A 15,679-nucleotide genomic window follows, 5' to 3' on the forward strand; every position below is an offset into this window, starting at 1 on the left:
GGAAAAGACGCCGAACCGACGCACCCGTGACCAGGAACGCAAGCGAAGCGGACGAACCGCCTCAAGTCGACTTATAACGAATTCAGTGATCTGCAACCAATGCAGCAAAAAAAAGCCTGTAGGACTTTCAACCGGCGCGTCACGCGACGCGCCTAAGCCAACCGGGCTGTCACCGCACCTTGCTTGTGGCAGGTGAGCGACATCGAGACATGCTGCCGATATGGTATTGACGAGTAGTTGCCGGTCAATACCGTCCGTGGCGGAGAGGATTGCGTGACCATATCCGACCGGCCGTCGCTCGGTCAAGTGCCACGATGCACCCATGGTCCATGCTTTGCTATCATCCGCGCGCCCCACCCCTTTCATGGAATGATTTTGCCCAGCACCGATCGCCTGTCCGCCTTTCTTATCGACGTCGAACGCCGCGCCTTTCGCCAGGCCATGTTCGCCGTGCAGAACGAGGATGCCGCGCTGGATCTGGTGCAGGAGGCCATGCTGCGGCTGGCCGAGCGCTACGCCGAGCGGCCGGAGGAAGAATGGCCGATGCTGTTCCAGCGCATCATGCAGAACGCCATACGCGATCATTATCGGCGCAGCAAGGTGCGCGGTTTCTGGGTGAGCCTGCTGTCAGCTTTGACGCCGGCGCGCGACGAAGACGAGGAAGTCGACCCGCTCGACACCTTCTATGTTGAAGCGAGCAGCGCGGCCTTGCAGCCGCCCGATATACAGGTAGACCGCAATCGCACGCGCGAGCTGATCGATGCAGGCTTGGCGAAATTACCGTTGCGTCAACGGCAGGCCTTCCTGCTGCGTTATGTGGAAGAGCTGGACGTCGCCGCCACGGCAGCCGCGATGGGCTGCTCGGAAGGCAGCGTCAAGACCCACTGTTCACGCGCCTGCCACGCGCTGGCGGATTGGTTGAGGGAGAAGGGGGTGGAACCATGAGTACCGAACACTTCGATCCGGAAAAATTCGGACGCACCATAGCCGCGCAGCTGGGTGACGGCGAACTGACGCCCAGCCAGCGCGCCCGCCTGGAAACCAGTCGACAACGGGCGCTGGCGCACGCGGCGAAGCCTGCCCCGGTGCGGGCCCTGGCCGGGCTGGCGGGTTGGCCGCTGCGCCATCCGCGCTACCGTAAATGGCTCCCCTATGCCTGGTTCGCCTTGCTGGTGGGCGTGGCCCTCTATTGCTGGCAGTACGAACCGGCATCATTTATCGATGACGATATCGACACCCAGTTGCTGGCCGATGAGGTACCGCTGGATGCCTGGCTGTCCGACCGGGTCGATTACCTGGCGCGGAGCGAATCTTGACCGGCCAGCTGCGCCGGCTGGCGCTTTCGCTGGCAATCCTGCCCTGCCTCGCCCAGGCAGCCCCCGCCCCGCGCTGGGACGCCCTGCCGCCGGCACAACGCGTCGTGCTGGCGCCGCTGGCGGGAGACTGGGATAGCTATCCGCCTTCCCAGCGCGAGCACCTGGTGGCGCTGGCGCAGCGCTATCCCAGCCTGTCGGCCGAAGAACGCGGCCGCGTGGATACGCGCCTGAAGCATTGGTCTACGCTGAGCCGGGCCGAACGCGACAAGGCCCGCGACAATTACAAGAAGGTTCAGAACCTGCCGCCGGAAAAGCGCGCGGCGGTCAAACAGCAGCTCAAACAGGCACCGGCCGGGCCAAGCCCCAGCAAGTAGCTCCATTTACGCGGCGGTGGCATTCCGCCTGGCAAGGCCGTATCGTTGCGGCCTTGTCCCATCGCCACCCTGCCAAACATGACCATCGAACACCCGCTCGCGCCCCGTGGGCGCCGGCTTGTCTCGCTCTGCTACGAAAGCCTCTTGCTGCTCGCCGTCCTGGTGGCGGCCGGTATGTTGTTCGAACTGCTGCTGCCGGCCGGCTTGATCGGCACGCCGGTCGAGTTCACCTACTTGCTGCTGGTCATGTTCGGCTATTTTGCCTGGTGTTGGCGCCGTTCCGGCCAGACCTTGGCGATGAAGACCTGGCGCCTGCAATTGCGCGGCACCGATAACCGCTTGCCCAGCTGGCGGGCCATCGTCCTGCGCTTCGCCATCGCCTTGCTGATGTATGCGCCTTTGCTGCCTGCGCTGGTCTCCCGCAAGCACGTCCCGGATATGCCGTGGCTACCGTGGCTGGCTTGCATCTGGGCTGCCCTGCCCTGGCTATGGTCCTTGCTGGACCGCGAGCATCAGGCGCTATACGACCGGCTGGCCGGCACGCGCATTGTGCTTTTGCCTATCAATCGGGCCGATTGACGCCGGCGCAGTGCCTTACTTCCGTCGCAAATAAATGCTTATTGCGCCACCCAGCGCCGCCAGCAGCAAGGCCGCGCCATTACCCCAGCGCATATAGGGCGTCTCGCCCTGCTGGCCTTGCACCACGGCGTACAGGGTGCCCTCGACCCGCTCCGGCAGGCGCGCCAGGTAGCGGCCATGCGGGTCGATCGCGGCGGTGGTCCCGCTATTGGTCGCCCGCAGCATGGGGCGGCCGGTTTCCAGGGCACGGGCCTGGCTGATCTGGCCATGCTGCGCCAGCGCCACCGAGCCATCGAACCAGGCAAGGTTGGAAAGATTCAGCAAGATGGTCGCCTGGCGGGCATTCGCCAACAATTCTTCCCCGAAAACGTCCTCGTAGCAGATATTGGCGGCGATACGCTGGTCCCTTACCGGCAGAGGCCGTTGCACCGCTCCGCCGGCACTGAAATCGACCAGCGGCATCTTCAGCAGATCGTCGTATATCCAGGCGAATAGCGGCCGCAGCGGCACATACTCGCCGAAGGGCACCAGATGGGCCTTGTAGTTGGCTGGCCGGGCCGGATCGCTGAGCAGTACCGCGCCGTTGTAATAGCGTGGGCCACGGCCTTCCATATGGGGTGCGCCGGCAATCAGGGCGGCATTGCGTTCGCGCACCATGCCCAGCATGCCGTCGAGGTATTCGGCCGGGACATCGTCAAGAAAGATGGGGAAGGCGGTTTCCGGCAAAACGATCAGATCGGCCTTGGCGTCCTTCAACAACAGATAGTAGGTCCGCAGGTTATAGACCAGGTCTTCCAGGCCCCATTTCTGGTTTTGCGGGATGGCTCCCTGCAGGAGCGCAACCTTGAGCGGTTTGCCGCTGGGCTGGGTCCAGGCGACTTCCTTCAAGCCCATGCCGCCCAGGCAGATCAGTACGGCGGCGGCCACGGCCCAGCCGTCGCTTCTATCCAGGCGCCGGCCCATCAGCCATGCGGCCAGGCCGGCCAGCAGGGCCACCAGCCCGCCCACGCCATAAATGCCCAGCAGCGGCGCATAGCCCGCCAACGGACCATCGGGGATCTGGCTATAGCCTATCGACGCCCAGGGAAAGCCGGTAAACAGCCAGCCGCGCAGCCACTCGCCCAGCATCCAGCAAGCGGGCAGTGCGGCCAAGAGCAAGGCGGCCCGTGAGTCGCCGGCCAGCCGCTTGGCGGTGTAGACGATCAGCGCGGGATACAAGCCCAGGAAGGCAGCCAGACCCACCACCGCCAGCACGGCCAGCGGCGCCGGCATGCCGCCATAGGTATGCAGGCTGATAAAGATCCAATGGATGGTGGCGCTAAAGAAGCCGAAGCCCCAGGCCCAGCCGATAAACACGGCGCGGCGCCGGCTGGGCGCCACATCGATCAAGCCGAACAGCAAGGCCAGCGACAGCGGCAGCATGGGCCAGAAGGAAAAAGGCGCGAAACCGAACACCGAAATGGCACCGATCAGCGCCGGCGGCAATGCCCTGCCAAGCAGGCGGGCCAAGGAAGAAAAGCGGCTCACGTCGCGTCCACGGTCGCGACCAGCTCACGCTCGACCAACAAGGAATAGATGCGCCGGCTGTCGGCACGCAATACCTGGAAATGATAGCCGCCGAAGCTGACCGCATCGCCGCGCTTGGGCACCCGGCCGAATTCGCCGACCACCAGGCCGCCCACCGTATCCACGTCGGTATCGCTGTAGGCCGCGCCCAGGACGGCGTTGAAATCCGCCACCGGCGTAATCGCCTTCACCCGCCAGCGGCCTTGCCTATCCTGGATGATATTGTCTTCGGTATCGTCGAAATCGTACTCGTCCTCGATATCGCCGACGATCTGCTCGACCACGTCCTCGATGGTGACCAGCCCGGCCACGCCGCCGTACTCGTCCACCACGATGGCCATATGGTTGCGGTTCGCGCGGAACTCCTTGAGCAGTACGTTGAGCCGCTTGGATTCGGGAATAAACAGCGCGGGACGGAGCATATCGCGCAGGTCGAAGCTCTGGCCGGCGTAATAGCGGAGCAGGTCCTTGGCCAACAGGATGCCGAGGATATTGTCCTTGGAACCGTCGCACACCGGAAAGCGCGAGTGCGCCGTCTCGATAACAAAGGGAATAAAGGTTTCGGGTGTCTCGTTGATGCTGATGACATCCATCTGCGAGCGGGGAATCATGACATCGCGAACCTGCAGATCGCCGACCTGCAGCACGCCTTCGATCATGGCCAAGGCATCGGCATCGAGCAGATGGCGCTCGAAGGCGGAGTGCAATAACTCCACCAGTTCTTCGCGGTCTTCCGGTTCACGCAGCAAGAAGGCGGTCAGGCGTTCCAGCCAGCTGGGTTTGATTGCTTGTCTGGCTGAGCGACTAGAGGGTAAGTCCATATGGCTTGCGGAAAAAAATAACAATGGCGGGATTATAGTCGCCTGACGCCTACACGCATCAGGGCAATTCGTAGAATTCGATAGGCAGGCCATCGGGGTCGGCACAGAAAGTGAAGCGGGCGCCGGTGTATTCGTCGATGCGGATCGGCTCGCAGGCCACCTCGAAACGGGCCATGCGCAGCACCATATCGTCGAGCCGGCTCACCCGGAAAGCCAGGTGCCGCAAGCCGCGCGCTTCCGGCCGGCTGGGCCGGGGCGGCGCGGCGGGAAAGGTGAACAGCTCGAGCTGCGCACCATCGGGCAGCCCGATATCGACCTTCCAGGAATCGCGTTCGGCCCGGTAGTGGGCCGCCAGTTCACGGCCGCCCAGGGCGTCGAGATAGAAGCGCCGCGCGGCGGCCAGATCGGCCACGATAAGGGCGACGTGGTGCAGACCGGCAATCATGCCGCGTCCGGCGCGCCCTTTTCCAGCAGGTAGGGGTCGGGGTAGCCCAAGCCTTGCAGGATGGCGGTCTCCAGTGTTTCCATGGCTTCGGCCTCGTGCTCGTCCTGGTGGTCATAGCCCTGCAGATGCAGTACGCCGTGCACCACCAGGTGGGCCCAATGCGCCTCCAGGGACTTGCCTTGTTCCTGCGCCTCGCGGGCCACCACCGGCGCGCACAGCACCAGGTCGCCCATCACCACGTCGTCCATGCCCGGCATCGGATCACCTTCGTTGAAGGCGAAGCTGAGGACATTGGTGGCGGCATCCTTGCCACGGTAATCGCGGTTCAATAGGCGGCCTTCCTCTTCATCCACCACGCGCACGGTGACGGATGCGGCCACGCCGGGCTCCAGCGCCACTTCGGCCCAGCCGCGCAGCGCCTTCTTGTTCGGCGTGCCCTTGGGCCGCACGGCATATTGCACGGCGATATCGACCTCGCCGGCGGGAAAGGCGTGCAGGTCCGCCATCTCGGCTTCGGCGAGCAGGTCCTCCGCCGGCTCCACTTCGTCCCGCTCCACTGCTATCCGTACCGCATTGGCCGCGCCGGGGCGAAGCAGCAGCCGCGCCGGGGCATCGTCGTCGCTGGGCGTGCCGATCAACAGCGTATCGTCGCCGTCCAGCAGGATCTGCAGCTCGCTACCATCCGCCAGCACGATGCACAGGGCGTCGGCCTTGACACGCTTGCGTTTGCCGGCGGCGTCCACGGCGTATATTTCGACTTTATTCATGAGGTGCTTCCCGTTCGCTTGCATGGTCGCGTTTTTCATAGGCATCGACGATCTTCTGCACCAGCGGATGGCGCACCACGTCGTCGCTCTTGAAGTAATGCAGGGCAATACCGCGGACGTTCTTCAGTACCTGCTGCGCATCGTTCAGGCCCGACTTCTGGTGCTTGGCCAGGTCGATCTGGGTAACGTCGCCGGTCACTACCGCCTTCGAGCCGAAGCCGATGCGCGTCAGGAACATCTTCATCTGTTCCGGCGTGGTGTTCTGCGCTTCGTCGAGAATGATAAAGGCGTGATTCAGGGTGCGGCCCCGCATAAAGGCCAAGGGGGCGACTTCGATGGTGCCGCGTTCGAACAGCTTGGTCACCTTGTCGAAACCCATCAGATCGTACAGGGCGTCATAAAGCGGGCGCAGATAGGGATCGACCTTCTGCACCAGGTCGCCCGGCAGAAAACCCAGCCTTTCGCCGGCCTCGACGGCGGGCCGCACCAGCACCAGGCGCTTGACCAGGTCGCGCTCCAGCGCGTCCACGGCCGACGCCACCGCCAGGTAGGTCTTGCCGGTACCGGCCGGGCCGATGCCGAAGGTGATGTCGTGTTCCTGGATGGCCCGCAGGTAATGATTCTGCCTTGGCGTGCGGCCCCGCAGGTCGGCGCGCTTGGTCAGCAAGGCCGGCATGCCTTCGGCGGCGGCTTCCTCGTTCTGCGGATGGGCCACTTCTATCAAGCCGAGCTGGATATCCTCGACCTCGATCGGGCGGCGCGAGATGGCGTAAAAGCGCTCCAGCAACTCGGCGGCCAGCTTGGTCTGCGCCACCTTGCCGGAGATGCTGAAATGCTCGGAGCGGCGCGCGATATCGACCTCCAGGCCGGTTTCGATCTGGCGGAGATTCTCGTCCAGTACGCCGCACAGATTGGCCAAGCGGCCATTGTCTATCGGTTCAAAGCTGATTTCACGCGTGGCGTGCCGAACGCTCATAGGGATTCCCGTACCGAGATGGAGGTAGCTAACATCTTTTCATGGCTGCGCTGCGGATGGCCAACTATCGGCCGATAGGCAAGCTGGTCATAGAACCCCGCGGCCGCCCAGCTTTCGGTAAACAGCACCAGCCGCTTGAAGCGGCCGGCCGCATGCGTTTCGATGGTCCGTATCAAGGCCGTGCCAACGCCTCGGCGACGAAAATCGGGGTGCACATAGACGCGCCGGACCCGCCCCAGGTGCGGATCGTCGCAATCGCAATTAATTCCGCCCACGCCGGCCAGCTGACCATCCAGCTCGACCGCGAACAAGGCTTCGCCGGGCTGGTCGAAACGGTTATCGCCGCACTCCCAGTCCTTGATCAACCGTCGCAGAAAGCGCAGGCCCTCGCCTTCGCTGAGAAGGCACAACTGTTCGATGTCGCCGGGCAAAGCCGTTACGCGCGCAATCCGGCGCTCGCTTCCGGTACTCAAGCGCTCACCACCTCACGGGTCAGGATCTCGCCACGCAAGGAGTGCGGTGCGGCCTCGGTGATCAGCACCTCGACGAACTGGTGCATCAGGCGGGCCGGGCCGGCGAAATTGACGATGCGGTTGTTATCGGTACGGCCGGCCAGCTCCTCGGCGTTCTTGCGGGCAAAACCTTCCACCAGCACCCGCTGCACGGTGCCGACCATGGCGCGCTGGACGGCCTGGGCCTGCTCTTCGATCTGGGCCTGCAAGCGGCTCAGGCGCTGGCTCTTGACGGCATCCGGCACTTCGTCGTGCAGGTCGGCGGCCGGCGTGCCGGGGCGGCGGCTATAGAGGAAGCTGAAGCTGGCATCGAAATTCAGGTCGCGCACCAGCTTCATGGTGCGTTCGAAGTCCTCGTCGGTCTCGCCGGGGAAGCCGACGATAAAGTCGGATGACAGGCAGAGATCCGGCCGGGCTTCGCGCAGCTTGCGCACGATGGCCTTGAATTCCAGGGTGGTGTAGCCCCGCTTCATATTCACCAGCACCCGGTCGGAGCCGGCTTGCACCGGCAGATGCAGGTGCGATACCAGCTTGGGCAGCGTGCGGTAGCAATCGATCAGGCGCTGCGTCATCTCTTTGGGATGGCTGGTGGTGTAGCGGATACGCTCGATGCCGGGGATCTCGTGCACGTACTCCAGCAGCAAGGCGAAGTCGGCGATCTCGCCGTCCTCCATCTTGCCCAGGTAGGCATTGACGTTCTGGCCCAGCAGGGTCACTTCCTTCACACCTTGCTGCGCCAGCCCGGCCACTTCCACCAGCACGTCTTCGAAGGGGCGGCTGACTTCCTGGCCACGGGTATAGGGCACCACGCAGAAGGAGCAGAACTTCGAGCAGCCTTCCATGATGGAGACGAAGGCGGTACCGCCTTCCACCCGCGCCGGCGGCATATGGTCGAATTTTTCGATTTCGGGAAAACTGATGTCGACCTGCGACGTGCCGCTTTCGCGGCGCATGGCGATCAATTCCGGCAGGCGGTGGAGGGTCTGCGGGCCAAACACCATATCCACATAAGGGGCGCGCTTGACGATGGCGGCGCCCTCCTGGCTGGCCACGCATCCACCCACGCCGATCAGCAGATTGGGGTTGCGCAGCTTCAATTCCTTGACCCGACCCAGGTCGGAAAACACTTTTTCCTGCGCCTTTTCCCGCACCGAGCAGGTATTGAACAGGATGACGTCCGCTTCTTCCGGGTTGTCCGTCTTGGTCAGGCCCTCGCTGGCATTGAGCACATCCACCATCTTGTCCGAGTCGTACTCGTTCATCTGGCAGCCGAAGGTTTTGATGAAGACTTTCTTGCTCACGATAAAAACCGTCCGTCAAATCAATCTGTTATGTTACCCGTCTCGCGCGCGTACGCATAAGAAAAAACCCGCCGCCTGGCGGCGACGGGGTTCTGCAAGTCTGCGAGTAAACAAAAAGCCCGCCACCAAATGGCGACGGGCTTTGAATTCTTGGTGGCTATGACTGGATTTGAACCAGTGACCCCAGCATTATGAGTGCTGTGCTCTAACCAACTGAGCTACATAGCCAACTGAAGAGGGCGTGATTATCCATACGGCTTATCTTACCGTCAAGCGAAATGTGCCGATTGATTGACGCGCCCGCTTATTCCGCTCGCTAAAGCGCGCCGGATCGATCATCGCGGCCGAATCCGGCCAGCAGCCCGGGCAAGGTCATATTCCGCGAGAAAGCGATGACCTTGAACAGTTCGCCCATCTCGGCCGGCCCCATGAGTTTCTGCACGGCGGCGGCGGCGCGGAAGTAGGCCGGGTCGTTCACATCCATCTCGCGCATCAGGTCGAGCAGACCGGCGTCCAGCAAAAAAGACGCTTGCGAGGTATAGCCTTCCAATTGCCAGCCGGCCTCGCTACCGGCGCGCCAGATGGCCGAGAAATCGACATGGGTGGTGATATCTTCCAGTCCCGGCAGGTGGAACGGGTCGGCATGGCTATGGTGGCGGTAGTGGCACATCAGCGTGCCCTGGTCTCGCTGCGGGTGGTAATACTCGGCGGCGGCGAAACCGTAGTCCGGCAGGATCAAGGCGCCTTGCGCGACGCAGTCGGCCAGGCTGGCGACAAATGCCTGCGCTTCCAGCTGCACCTCCGTCAGGTAACCGTCCGGCAAATCGTATGCTGCCAGGCCATCGCTTATATGCGGATCGGCTAGCGGGCCATCTTGCCAGACCAAGCCATCGCGCCAGCCCACGCCCCGCTCCAGCCATTCGCCGGCAACCTTATGCAACAGTGCGCATGGCATGGCATCCAGGACTTCATTGCCCACCATGCAACCGGTAAAACCGTTTGGCAGCGCGCTCAACCACTCGACCCGCCCGAGCAGGTCCGGTACGGCCTCGGCCAAGGTTTGCCGCTGGCGAGCCATCAATTCGGCCGACAGTTCAAGAATCCGGTAGCGCGCAGGCAGGATGCCCAAGGCAGCCAACTCCGCCAACAGGTCCGCCGCCAATCGCCCGCTTCCGGCACCGATCTCCAATACATCGCCGCCCACTTCGGCCAGCACCTGCGCGACTGGCCGGGCCATGCTGCGCCCAAAGAGCGAGGACAATTCGGGCGCCGTGACAAAATCGCCCGCAGCGCCGAATTTTCGCGACCCGCCGGTGTAATAGCCAAAATTCGGCTCGTAGAGCGCCAGGCGCATATAGTCGGAGAAGGGCAGCCAGCCGCCCGCCGCATGGATTCGTTCGCGTATCGATGCAACAAGCGCCTGGCTGGCGGCAAGCTGGTGGGAGTCGGGCGCGGGTAGTTGATTCATGTGATAAATTCATTCGCAGCTATGGTCCTGCGATTTTAGCTTGAATGGGCGATTGCCCGGCCAAGCGGGTGCAAGACTCCCATTTACGGCAACACTGGCACGAGGCTCGCCTATGCAGGGCAAAGTAGTACTGGTTACCGGCGGCGCGAAACGGATAGGCGCCGCCATCGTCCGGCAATTGCACGCAGCCGGCGCGAATGTGATGCTGCATTACCGCAGCGCGCACACGGAAGCGCGGGCGCTGGCCGCCGAACTGAATCTGCAGCGCCCCAATTCGGTCGCCATCACGCAGGCCGACCTGCTCAATATCGCCGGCTTACCGGTGCTGGTTCAGCAGACCCTGGCGCATTTCGGTCGGCTCGATGCGCTGGTCAATAATGCTTCCAGCTTCTTTCCGACGCCGGTTGGCGATATCGACGAGCACAATTGGCTGGACCTGATGGGCAGCAATCTCAAGGCGCCGCTCTTCCTGGCCCAGGCCGCCGCGCCTGAGCTGAAAAAGCAGAATGGCTGCATCGTCAGCATCGCGGACATCCATGCCGAGCGGCCGATGAAGGGTCACGTGGTCTATTCCATCGCCAAGGCCGGCCTGGTCGCCATGACCCGCTCGCTGGCGCGCGAGTTGGCGCCGGAAGTACGGGTCAACGCGGTCGCGCCGGGCGCCAATATCTGGCCGGACGGCGAATCGGTGTTCGACGAGCTGGCCAGACAGCGGATTGCCGGCACCATTCCGCTGAAACGGGTGGGCGAGCCGGACGACCTGGCCCGCACAATTGTGTTTCTGATCAAGGACGCACCGTATATCACCGGCCAAGTTATCAACGTCGACGGTGGCCGCAGCGTTTATCTCTGACGCATTCGTTAAAATACCCTGTAAAATCACGCCCTTTCGTATTTTCTGGTGGGCCCAATGGACGCCGTAGCAAGCAAGACCCCACTGACCGAAGCCGAGCAGAAGGCTAAACACGGCCTCGACAAGCTGAGCAAGCGCCTACGCCACGCGGTCGGCGATGCGATCAACGACTTCGGCATGATCGAACAAGGCGACCGCATCATGGTGTGCATGTCCGGCGGCAAGGACAGCTACACCATGCTGGATATCCTGCTCGGCCTGCAAAAGAGCGCGCCCATCGATTTCGAGATCATTGCCGTCAATCTCGACCAGAAGCAGCCGGACTTCCCCGAGCAGGTATTGCCCGATTATCTGTCCGCCCTGGGAGTGGAATACCGCATCATCGAGGAGGACACCTACTCCATCGTCAAGCGGGTGATCACCGAGGGCAAGACCACCTGCGGGCTGTGCTCGCGGCTGCGGCGCGGTATCCTGTACCGGGTGGCGGATGAATTGGGCTGCACCAAGATCGCACTGGGACACCATCGCGACGACATCCTGGAAACCCTGTTCCTCAATATGTTCCATGGCGGGCGCCTGAAAGCCATGCCGCCCAAGCTGGTCAGCGATGACGGCCGCCATATGGTCATCCGGCCGCTGGCCTACTGCCGCGAAAAGGACATCGAGCGCTACGCCGCGCTGCGCGCCTTCCCCATCATTCCCTGCAATCTGTGCGGCTCGCAGCCGAATCTGCAGCGCGAGGTGGTGGGACAGATGCTGAAGGATTGGGACAAGCGCTTCCCGGGCCGGCTGGAAACCATGTTCCGCTCGCTGCAGAACATCGTGCCTTCGCACCTGGCCGACCCGAAGCGTTTCGATTTCAAGGGTCTTGCCACCCAGGATGCGCCTTTCGAGGATGGCGATACGGCCTTTGACGCCATCGAACTGCCGGCACAATCGCCCGACCATCCCTTCGCCGCCATCAGCATTCTGGATAGCCGCGACCGCACGGGCGGGTGCCACTGATGCGTTTCGGCAAGCGAGTACATAAGTCGCCCCACGACGATGTGGTGGTGGACGTCAGCGAAAAGGACGGCATCCGCTCCCTGCACCTTGGCTCCGAAGCCATTCAAAGCTCGATGCGGGTGCGCGACCCCTATGAGCTGGTACTGGGCTACAGCCGCTGCATGTTCGGTTTCCTGCTGTTCCGCGAAGCGCCGCGCGATATGGTGATGATTGGCCTGGGCGGCGGCTCCATCGCCAAGTTCGTGCATCGCCATATGCCCAACACCCGGGCGGTCTCGGTGGAACTGGTACCGCAGATCGTCAGCGTGGCGCGTTCGATGTTTTTCCTGCCGCCCGACGACGAGCGCCACCACGTGGTCATCGGCGACGGCGCGGCCTATATCGAAAACCTGGTCAACCCGGTGGATGTGATCATGCTGGACGCCTATGGCGCCGCCGGTATCGCGGAACCGCTATCCACCGAGGATTTCTTCGGCCGCTGCCGCGACCACCTGACGCCCGAGGGCGTGCTGCTGGTCAATCTGTGGGGCTCGGACTCGAAGTTCAACGCCTATGTGGACCGGCTGACCCGCGCCTTCGATGGACTGGTGCTATGCCTGCCGGCACGCCAGCGTGGCAACGTCACGGCAATCTGCTTCAAGCGGGGCTGCAACAGTCCGACCTGGGCGGCGCTGAGCGAGCGCGCCACTCAGCTGGAAGCACAATACCCGCTGGAGTTCAGCGAATTTGCTACCGATCTGAGCCGCATGAACGTGCACAACGACAGGCGTCTGCTGGTTTAGTACGAAAGAGGGAGAATCCGTGCGGTGTTTGCTTTCCATCACCGTGCCAATGTGAAAAAATCGAGACAATTTAACGATTTCCACGGTGATAACCATGCTCGATAGAGACGGCTATCGCCCCAACGTTGGCATCATCATCTGCAACGACAAGAATCAGGTATTTTGGGGCAAACGCGTACGCGAACATTCCTGGCAATTTCCCCAGGGCGGCATCAAGTCGGGCGAAACCCCCGAGCAGGCCATGTTCCGAGAGTTGATGGAAGAAACGGGCCTGCGGCCCGAGCACGTACGCATCCTGGGGCGCACGCGGGACTGGCTGCGCTATGACGTGCCCACCCACTGGGTAAGGCGCGAATGGCGAGGCACCTATAAGGGCCAGAAACAGATCTGGTTCCTGCTGCGCCTGGTCGGCCGCGAGTGCGATGTGTCCCTGCGCGCCTCGCACCACCCGGAGTTCGATGCCTGGCGCTGGAACGAGTATTGGGCGCCGCTGGAGGCGGTCATCGAATTCAAGCGGGGCGTGTATGAACACGCCCTGTCCGAGCTTGCCCGTTTTTTGACGCCCAGCCCCCGTCAAAAGTCCCAGGTCCGCCAGCAAGCATCGCAAGAATAGCCTCATTCAGCTACCGTTTATGTTGAGAGGCTATATTGTTGCCCCTACTGCAATCGGCAACTTGGTTGCATCGCACAATAACGTTACCATCATGACATGCGACAAAAAATACTCGTCACCGGAGGAGCCGGTTATATAGGCAGCCACACTTGCGTGGAATTGCTGGCGGCGGATTACGACATAGTCGTGGTCGATAATTTCTCGAATAGCAAACCAGCCGTCCTGGACCGGGTTGCGCAAATTGCCGGTCGCGCCATCGTTTGGCACGAGGGTGATTTGCGCAATCGCAGTTTGCTGCGGCAGTTATTCGATCGCCACCATTTTGCCGGCGTGTTGCATTGCGCCGGCGTCAAGGCAATTGCCGAAGCGCAGCGTTTACCGCTCAAATACTATCAGCACAATCTGGAAGCCAGCCTGACCTTGCTGGACGTCATGGCCGAACGGGGGGTGCAGCGCCTGGTATTCAGTTCATCCGCGACGGTATATGGCGAGGCGGCGCGCGTTCCGTACCGCGAAGAGGCGCCGCTGGCGCCCAATACCGTCTATGGCCGCAGCAAGATGATGGTCGAGGATGTCCTGCACGACCTGGTGCAAGCGGACCCGGCCTGGCATATCGCCATCCTGCGCTATTTCAATCCGGTCGGCGCGCATCCGTCCGGCCTGATAGGCGAAGACCCTAGCGGTCCGATCAATAATCTGATGCCGCATATCTGCCAGGTTGCCATCGGCAAGCAGGCCGAGCTCTCTATTTTCGGCCACGACTATCCCACGCCGGATGGTACCGGTGTCAGGGATTACCTGCATGTAATGGATATGGCCGCGGGCCATGTAAAGGCGCTGCAATACCTCTCCGGCGAAAGCGGCTTGCTTACCCTCAATCTGGGCATGGGCCGCGGGCATAGCGTGCTGGAAGTCTTGCGGGCGTTCGAACAGGTTTGCGGAATTCGCATCCCCTCCCGCTATGTACCACGCAGAGCCGGCGACCTGGCCTGCTATTACGCCGATGCCTGCCGCGCCGCCGATGTGCTTGGCTGGCGAGCCAAACGCAGCCTGTTTGAAATGTGTGCCGATGCTTGGCGTTGGCAGGTACAAAATCCAAATGGATATGAATAAGTCTGTGTCATTCCGCCCAGGAATATAATTTCTTGTTCATTTCGATTCTTTATCGCCTTCTGAATTTCCTGTTCGAATCAAGCATTTTGGGCGGGACAGGCAGCGTCCGCCGCGATGCCTGCCTGTTCAAATAATTAGCTAACCGCTATATAAATAAATACGGAATTACATGAACGGCAAGGTAGGCAAGACATTCACCTCCCGCCCTCATGCCAATTGCCTTGAGATACGCAAATGAATAAACAGCGTCGCCTATTCGAATCAACCTTGCCCGCATGATACGGGTCGGTTTACTTGTTCCCACGCTGAATGCCGGACCCGCTTGGCCAGCCTGGCTGGCGGCGCTGGCCGGCCAAACCCGTCAACCCGACCGGGTGTTGGTCATCGATTCCAGCTCCAGCGACCAAACTTTCGCGCTGGCCCAGCAAGCGGGCCTGGAAGTACGGCGGATAGAGCGGACACAGTTCGATCATGGCGCAACACGGCAATGGGGCGTCGAGATACTGGCGGACTGCGAGCTGATCGTCTGCCTGACCCAGGATGCCTTGCTGGATACACCGGAGGCGCTGCGCGTATTGCTGACGGCCTTCGACGACCCGGCGGTCGGCGCGGCATTCGGGCGGCAACTGCCGCACCTGGACGCCAACCCTATCGCGGCACATGCTCGCCACTTCAATTACCCCCCCCGCTCCCGCGTGCTTTCGCTGGAGGATCGCGCGCGTTTCGGTCTTAAGACGGCATTCTGCTCCAACTCTTTCGCGGCATGGCGTCGCAGTGCACTGATGGCATGCGGTGGTTTTCCCGCCCATACGCTGCTGGCGGAAGATATGCTGGCCTGTGCACGGATGCTGTTGTCGAACTGGCGGGTTGCCTATGTCGCGGAGGCCAACGCCCGCCACTCGCACAACTACGGCTTCGCTGCGGAGTTCCGGCGCTACTTCGACACGGGCGCCCTGCACGCCTTCGAGCCTTGGCTATTACGGGAATTCGGCCGGGTCGAAGGCGAGGGTATGAATTACGTCCGCTCGGAATGGGCGGCGCTGCAAAGCGCCGGGATGGCTTGGCGTCTCAAGGCCGTGCTGGCAAACACCGCCAAGTTCACAGGCTACAAGGCCGGCAAATATGGACGCCACCTCCCCAGGTCGCTATGCCGGCGGCTCAGCCTGCATCCCGCCTGGTGGCGATGAG

At 62.2% G+C, this 15,679-nt stretch carries 18 protein-coding genes and 1 tRNA gene; 10 read left to right on the forward strand and 9 right to left on the reverse strand.

Features of this window, described 5'->3' with window-relative positions; genetic code table 11:
- The first annotated feature begins 375 nt into the window (after positions 1-375).
- The 4 genes from FNU76_RS09565 to FNU76_RS09580 all read left to right on the forward strand — a co-directional run bounded on the left by FNU76_RS09565 (position 376) and on the right by FNU76_RS09580 (position 2,269).
- On the forward strand, positions 376-945 hold the full coding sequence (locus FNU76_RS09565; RefSeq protein WP_223879280.1) for an RNA polymerase sigma factor: 570 nt from the start codon (positions 376-378) through the stop codon (positions 943-945).
- Complete coding sequence (locus tag FNU76_RS09570; RefSeq protein WP_144277992.1) at positions 942-1,316, forward strand: DUF3619 family protein; 375 nt, start codon at positions 942-944, stop codon at positions 1,314-1,316. The genes FNU76_RS09565 and FNU76_RS09570 overlap by 4 nt, the downstream gene beginning before the upstream one ends.
- Positions 1,313-1,690, forward strand: a complete 378-nt coding sequence (locus tag FNU76_RS09575) for a DUF3106 domain-containing protein (protein ID WP_179958413.1) — start codon at positions 1,313-1,315, stop codon at positions 1,688-1,690. The genes FNU76_RS09570 and FNU76_RS09575 overlap by 4 nt, the downstream gene beginning before the upstream one ends.
- A 78-nt stretch (positions 1,691-1,768) precedes the next feature.
- Positions 1,769-2,269, forward strand: a complete 501-nt coding sequence (locus FNU76_RS09580; RefSeq protein WP_144277994.1) for an RDD family protein — start codon at positions 1,769-1,771, stop codon at positions 2,267-2,269.
- Positions 2,270-2,284: 15 nt separating this feature from the next.
- Here the strand turns inward: FNU76_RS09580 and lnt are convergent, their stop codons facing one another.
- The 9 genes from lnt to FNU76_RS09625 form a co-directional block, all read right to left on the reverse strand.
- The gene (lnt, locus tag FNU76_RS09585; protein WP_144277995.1) at positions 2,285-3,796 is read right to left on the reverse strand and encodes an apolipoprotein N-acyltransferase; all 1,512 of its coding nucleotides are present in this window, start codon (positions 3,794-3,796) and stop codon (positions 2,285-2,287) included.
- Positions 3,793-4,656: a CorC family transporter gene (locus tag FNU76_RS09590; protein ID WP_144277996.1), complete on the reverse strand. Its 864-nt coding sequence runs from the start codon at positions 4,654-4,656 to the stop codon at positions 3,793-3,795. The genes lnt and FNU76_RS09590 overlap by 4 nt, the downstream gene beginning before the upstream one ends.
- 58 nt (positions 4,657-4,714) lie before the next feature.
- Positions 4,715-5,101, reverse strand: coding sequence for an SMU1112c/YaeR family gloxylase I-like metalloprotein (gloA2, locus tag FNU76_RS09595; RefSeq protein ID WP_144277997.1), 387 nt, complete (start codon positions 5,099-5,101; stop codon positions 4,715-4,717).
- Positions 5,098-5,868, reverse strand: coding sequence for an rRNA maturation RNase YbeY (ybeY, locus tag FNU76_RS09600; protein ID WP_223879281.1), 771 nt, complete (start codon positions 5,866-5,868; stop codon positions 5,098-5,100). The genes gloA2 and ybeY overlap by 4 nt, the downstream gene beginning before the upstream one ends.
- Positions 5,861-6,844, reverse strand: a complete 984-nt coding sequence (locus tag FNU76_RS09605) for a PhoH family protein (RefSeq protein WP_144277998.1) — start codon at positions 6,842-6,844, stop codon at positions 5,861-5,863. The genes ybeY and FNU76_RS09605 overlap by 8 nt, the downstream gene beginning before the upstream one ends.
- Positions 6,841-7,317 carry a GNAT family N-acetyltransferase gene (locus FNU76_RS09610; protein WP_223879282.1) on the reverse strand — a complete coding sequence of 159 codons (477 nt, stop codon included), beginning with the start codon at positions 7,315-7,317 and terminating at the stop codon, positions 6,841-6,843. The genes FNU76_RS09605 and FNU76_RS09610 overlap by 4 nt, the downstream gene beginning before the upstream one ends.
- Positions 7,314-8,657, reverse strand: a complete 1,344-nt coding sequence (miaB, locus tag FNU76_RS09615; RefSeq protein WP_144277999.1) for a tRNA (N6-isopentenyl adenosine(37)-C2)-methylthiotransferase MiaB — start codon at positions 8,655-8,657, stop codon at positions 7,314-7,316. The genes FNU76_RS09610 and miaB overlap by 4 nt, the downstream gene beginning before the upstream one ends.
- Positions 8,658-8,808: 151 nt before the next feature.
- Positions 8,809-8,885 (reverse strand) — tRNA-Met (locus FNU76_RS09620).
- A gap of 88 nt (positions 8,886-8,973) precedes the next feature.
- Positions 8,974-10,125 (reverse strand): class I SAM-dependent methyltransferase, encoded by a 1,152-nt coding sequence (locus tag FNU76_RS09625; RefSeq protein WP_144278000.1) that lies wholly within the window; start codon positions 10,123-10,125, stop codon positions 8,974-8,976.
- Positions 10,126-10,237: 112 nt separating this feature from the next.
- Between FNU76_RS09625 and FNU76_RS09630 the strand changes: the two genes are divergently transcribed.
- From FNU76_RS09630 to FNU76_RS09655, 6 genes are all read left to right on the forward strand, one after another.
- On the forward strand, positions 10,238-10,978 hold the full coding sequence (locus tag FNU76_RS09630) for a pteridine reductase (RefSeq protein ID WP_144278001.1): 741 nt from the start codon (positions 10,238-10,240) through the stop codon (positions 10,976-10,978).
- A 57-nt stretch (positions 10,979-11,035) separates the two neighbouring features.
- Complete coding sequence (ttcA, locus tag FNU76_RS09635) at positions 11,036-11,983, forward strand: tRNA 2-thiocytidine(32) synthetase TtcA (protein WP_144278002.1); 948 nt, start codon at positions 11,036-11,038, stop codon at positions 11,981-11,983.
- Positions 11,983-12,765: a polyamine aminopropyltransferase gene (locus FNU76_RS09640; protein WP_144278003.1), complete on the forward strand. Its 783-nt coding sequence runs from the start codon at positions 11,983-11,985 to the stop codon at positions 12,763-12,765. Before ttcA ends, FNU76_RS09640 begins: the two co-directional genes overlap by 1 nt.
- 94 nt (positions 12,766-12,859) lie before the next feature.
- Positions 12,860-13,378 (forward strand): RNA pyrophosphohydrolase, encoded by a 519-nt coding sequence (locus FNU76_RS09645; protein WP_144278004.1) that lies wholly within the window; start codon positions 12,860-12,862, stop codon positions 13,376-13,378.
- A gap of 96 nt (positions 13,379-13,474) precedes the next feature.
- Entirely contained in the window at positions 13,475-14,491 is a 1,017-nt protein-coding gene (gene galE / locus FNU76_RS09650; RefSeq protein ID WP_144278005.1) for a UDP-glucose 4-epimerase GalE, read from the forward strand.
- Between the two features lie 275 nt (positions 14,492-14,766).
- Positions 14,767-15,678 carry a glycosyltransferase family 2 protein gene (locus FNU76_RS09655; protein ID WP_144278006.1) on the forward strand — a complete coding sequence of 304 codons (912 nt, stop codon included), beginning with the start codon at positions 14,767-14,769 and terminating at the stop codon, positions 15,676-15,678.
- The last annotated feature ends 1 nt before the right edge of the window (position 15,679 follow it).

The sequence above is a fragment of the Chitinimonas arctica genome (assembly GCF_007431345.1).
In the GTDB taxonomy this organism is placed as follows: Bacteria; Pseudomonadota; Gammaproteobacteria; order Burkholderiales; family Chitinimonadaceae; genus Chitinimonas; species Chitinimonas arctica.

Bases quoted from the DNA above. Each gene is read 5' to 3' on its own strand.
- FNU76_RS09640 (WP_144278003.1), top strand. From the start codon at position 11,983: ATGCGTTTCGGCAAGCGAGTACATAAGTCGCCCCACGACGATGTGGTG.
- FNU76_RS09605 (WP_144277998.1), bottom strand. From the start codon at position 6,844: ATGAGCGTTCGGCACGCCACGCGTGAAATCAGCTTTGAACCGATAGAC.
- FNU76_RS09580 (WP_144277994.1), top strand. From the start codon at position 1,769: ATGACCATCGAACACCCGCTCGCGCCCCGTGGGCGCCGGCTTGTCTCG.
- FNU76_RS09570 (WP_144277992.1), top strand. From the start codon at position 942: ATGAGTACCGAACACTTCGATCCGGAAAAATTCGGACGCACCATAGCC.
- ttcA (WP_144278002.1), top strand. From the start codon at position 11,036: ATGGACGCCGTAGCAAGCAAGACCCCACTGACCGAAGCCGAGCAGAAG.
- gloA2 (WP_144277997.1), bottom strand. From the start codon at position 5,101: ATGATTGCCGGTCTGCACCACGTCGCCCTTATCGTGGCCGATCTGGCC.
- FNU76_RS09630 (WP_144278001.1), top strand. From the start codon at position 10,238: ATGCAGGGCAAAGTAGTACTGGTTACCGGCGGCGCGAAACGGATAGGC.
- FNU76_RS09655 (WP_144278006.1), top strand. From the start codon at position 14,767: ATGATACGGGTCGGTTTACTTGTTCCCACGCTGAATGCCGGACCCGCT.
- FNU76_RS09590 (WP_144277996.1), bottom strand. From the start codon at position 4,656: ATGGACTTACCCTCTAGTCGCTCAGCCAGACAAGCAATCAAACCCAGC.
- FNU76_RS09645 (WP_144278004.1), top strand. From the start codon at position 12,860: ATGCTCGATAGAGACGGCTATCGCCCCAACGTTGGCATCATCATCTGC.
- FNU76_RS09625 (WP_144278000.1), bottom strand. From the start codon at position 10,125: ATGAATCAACTACCCGCGCCCGACTCCCACCAGCTTGCCGCCAGCCAG.
- galE (WP_144278005.1), top strand. From the start codon at position 13,475: ATGCGACAAAAAATACTCGTCACCGGAGGAGCCGGTTATATAGGCAGC.
- ybeY (WP_223879281.1), bottom strand. From the start codon at position 5,868: ATGAATAAAGTCGAAATATACGCCGTGGACGCCGCCGGCAAACGCAAG.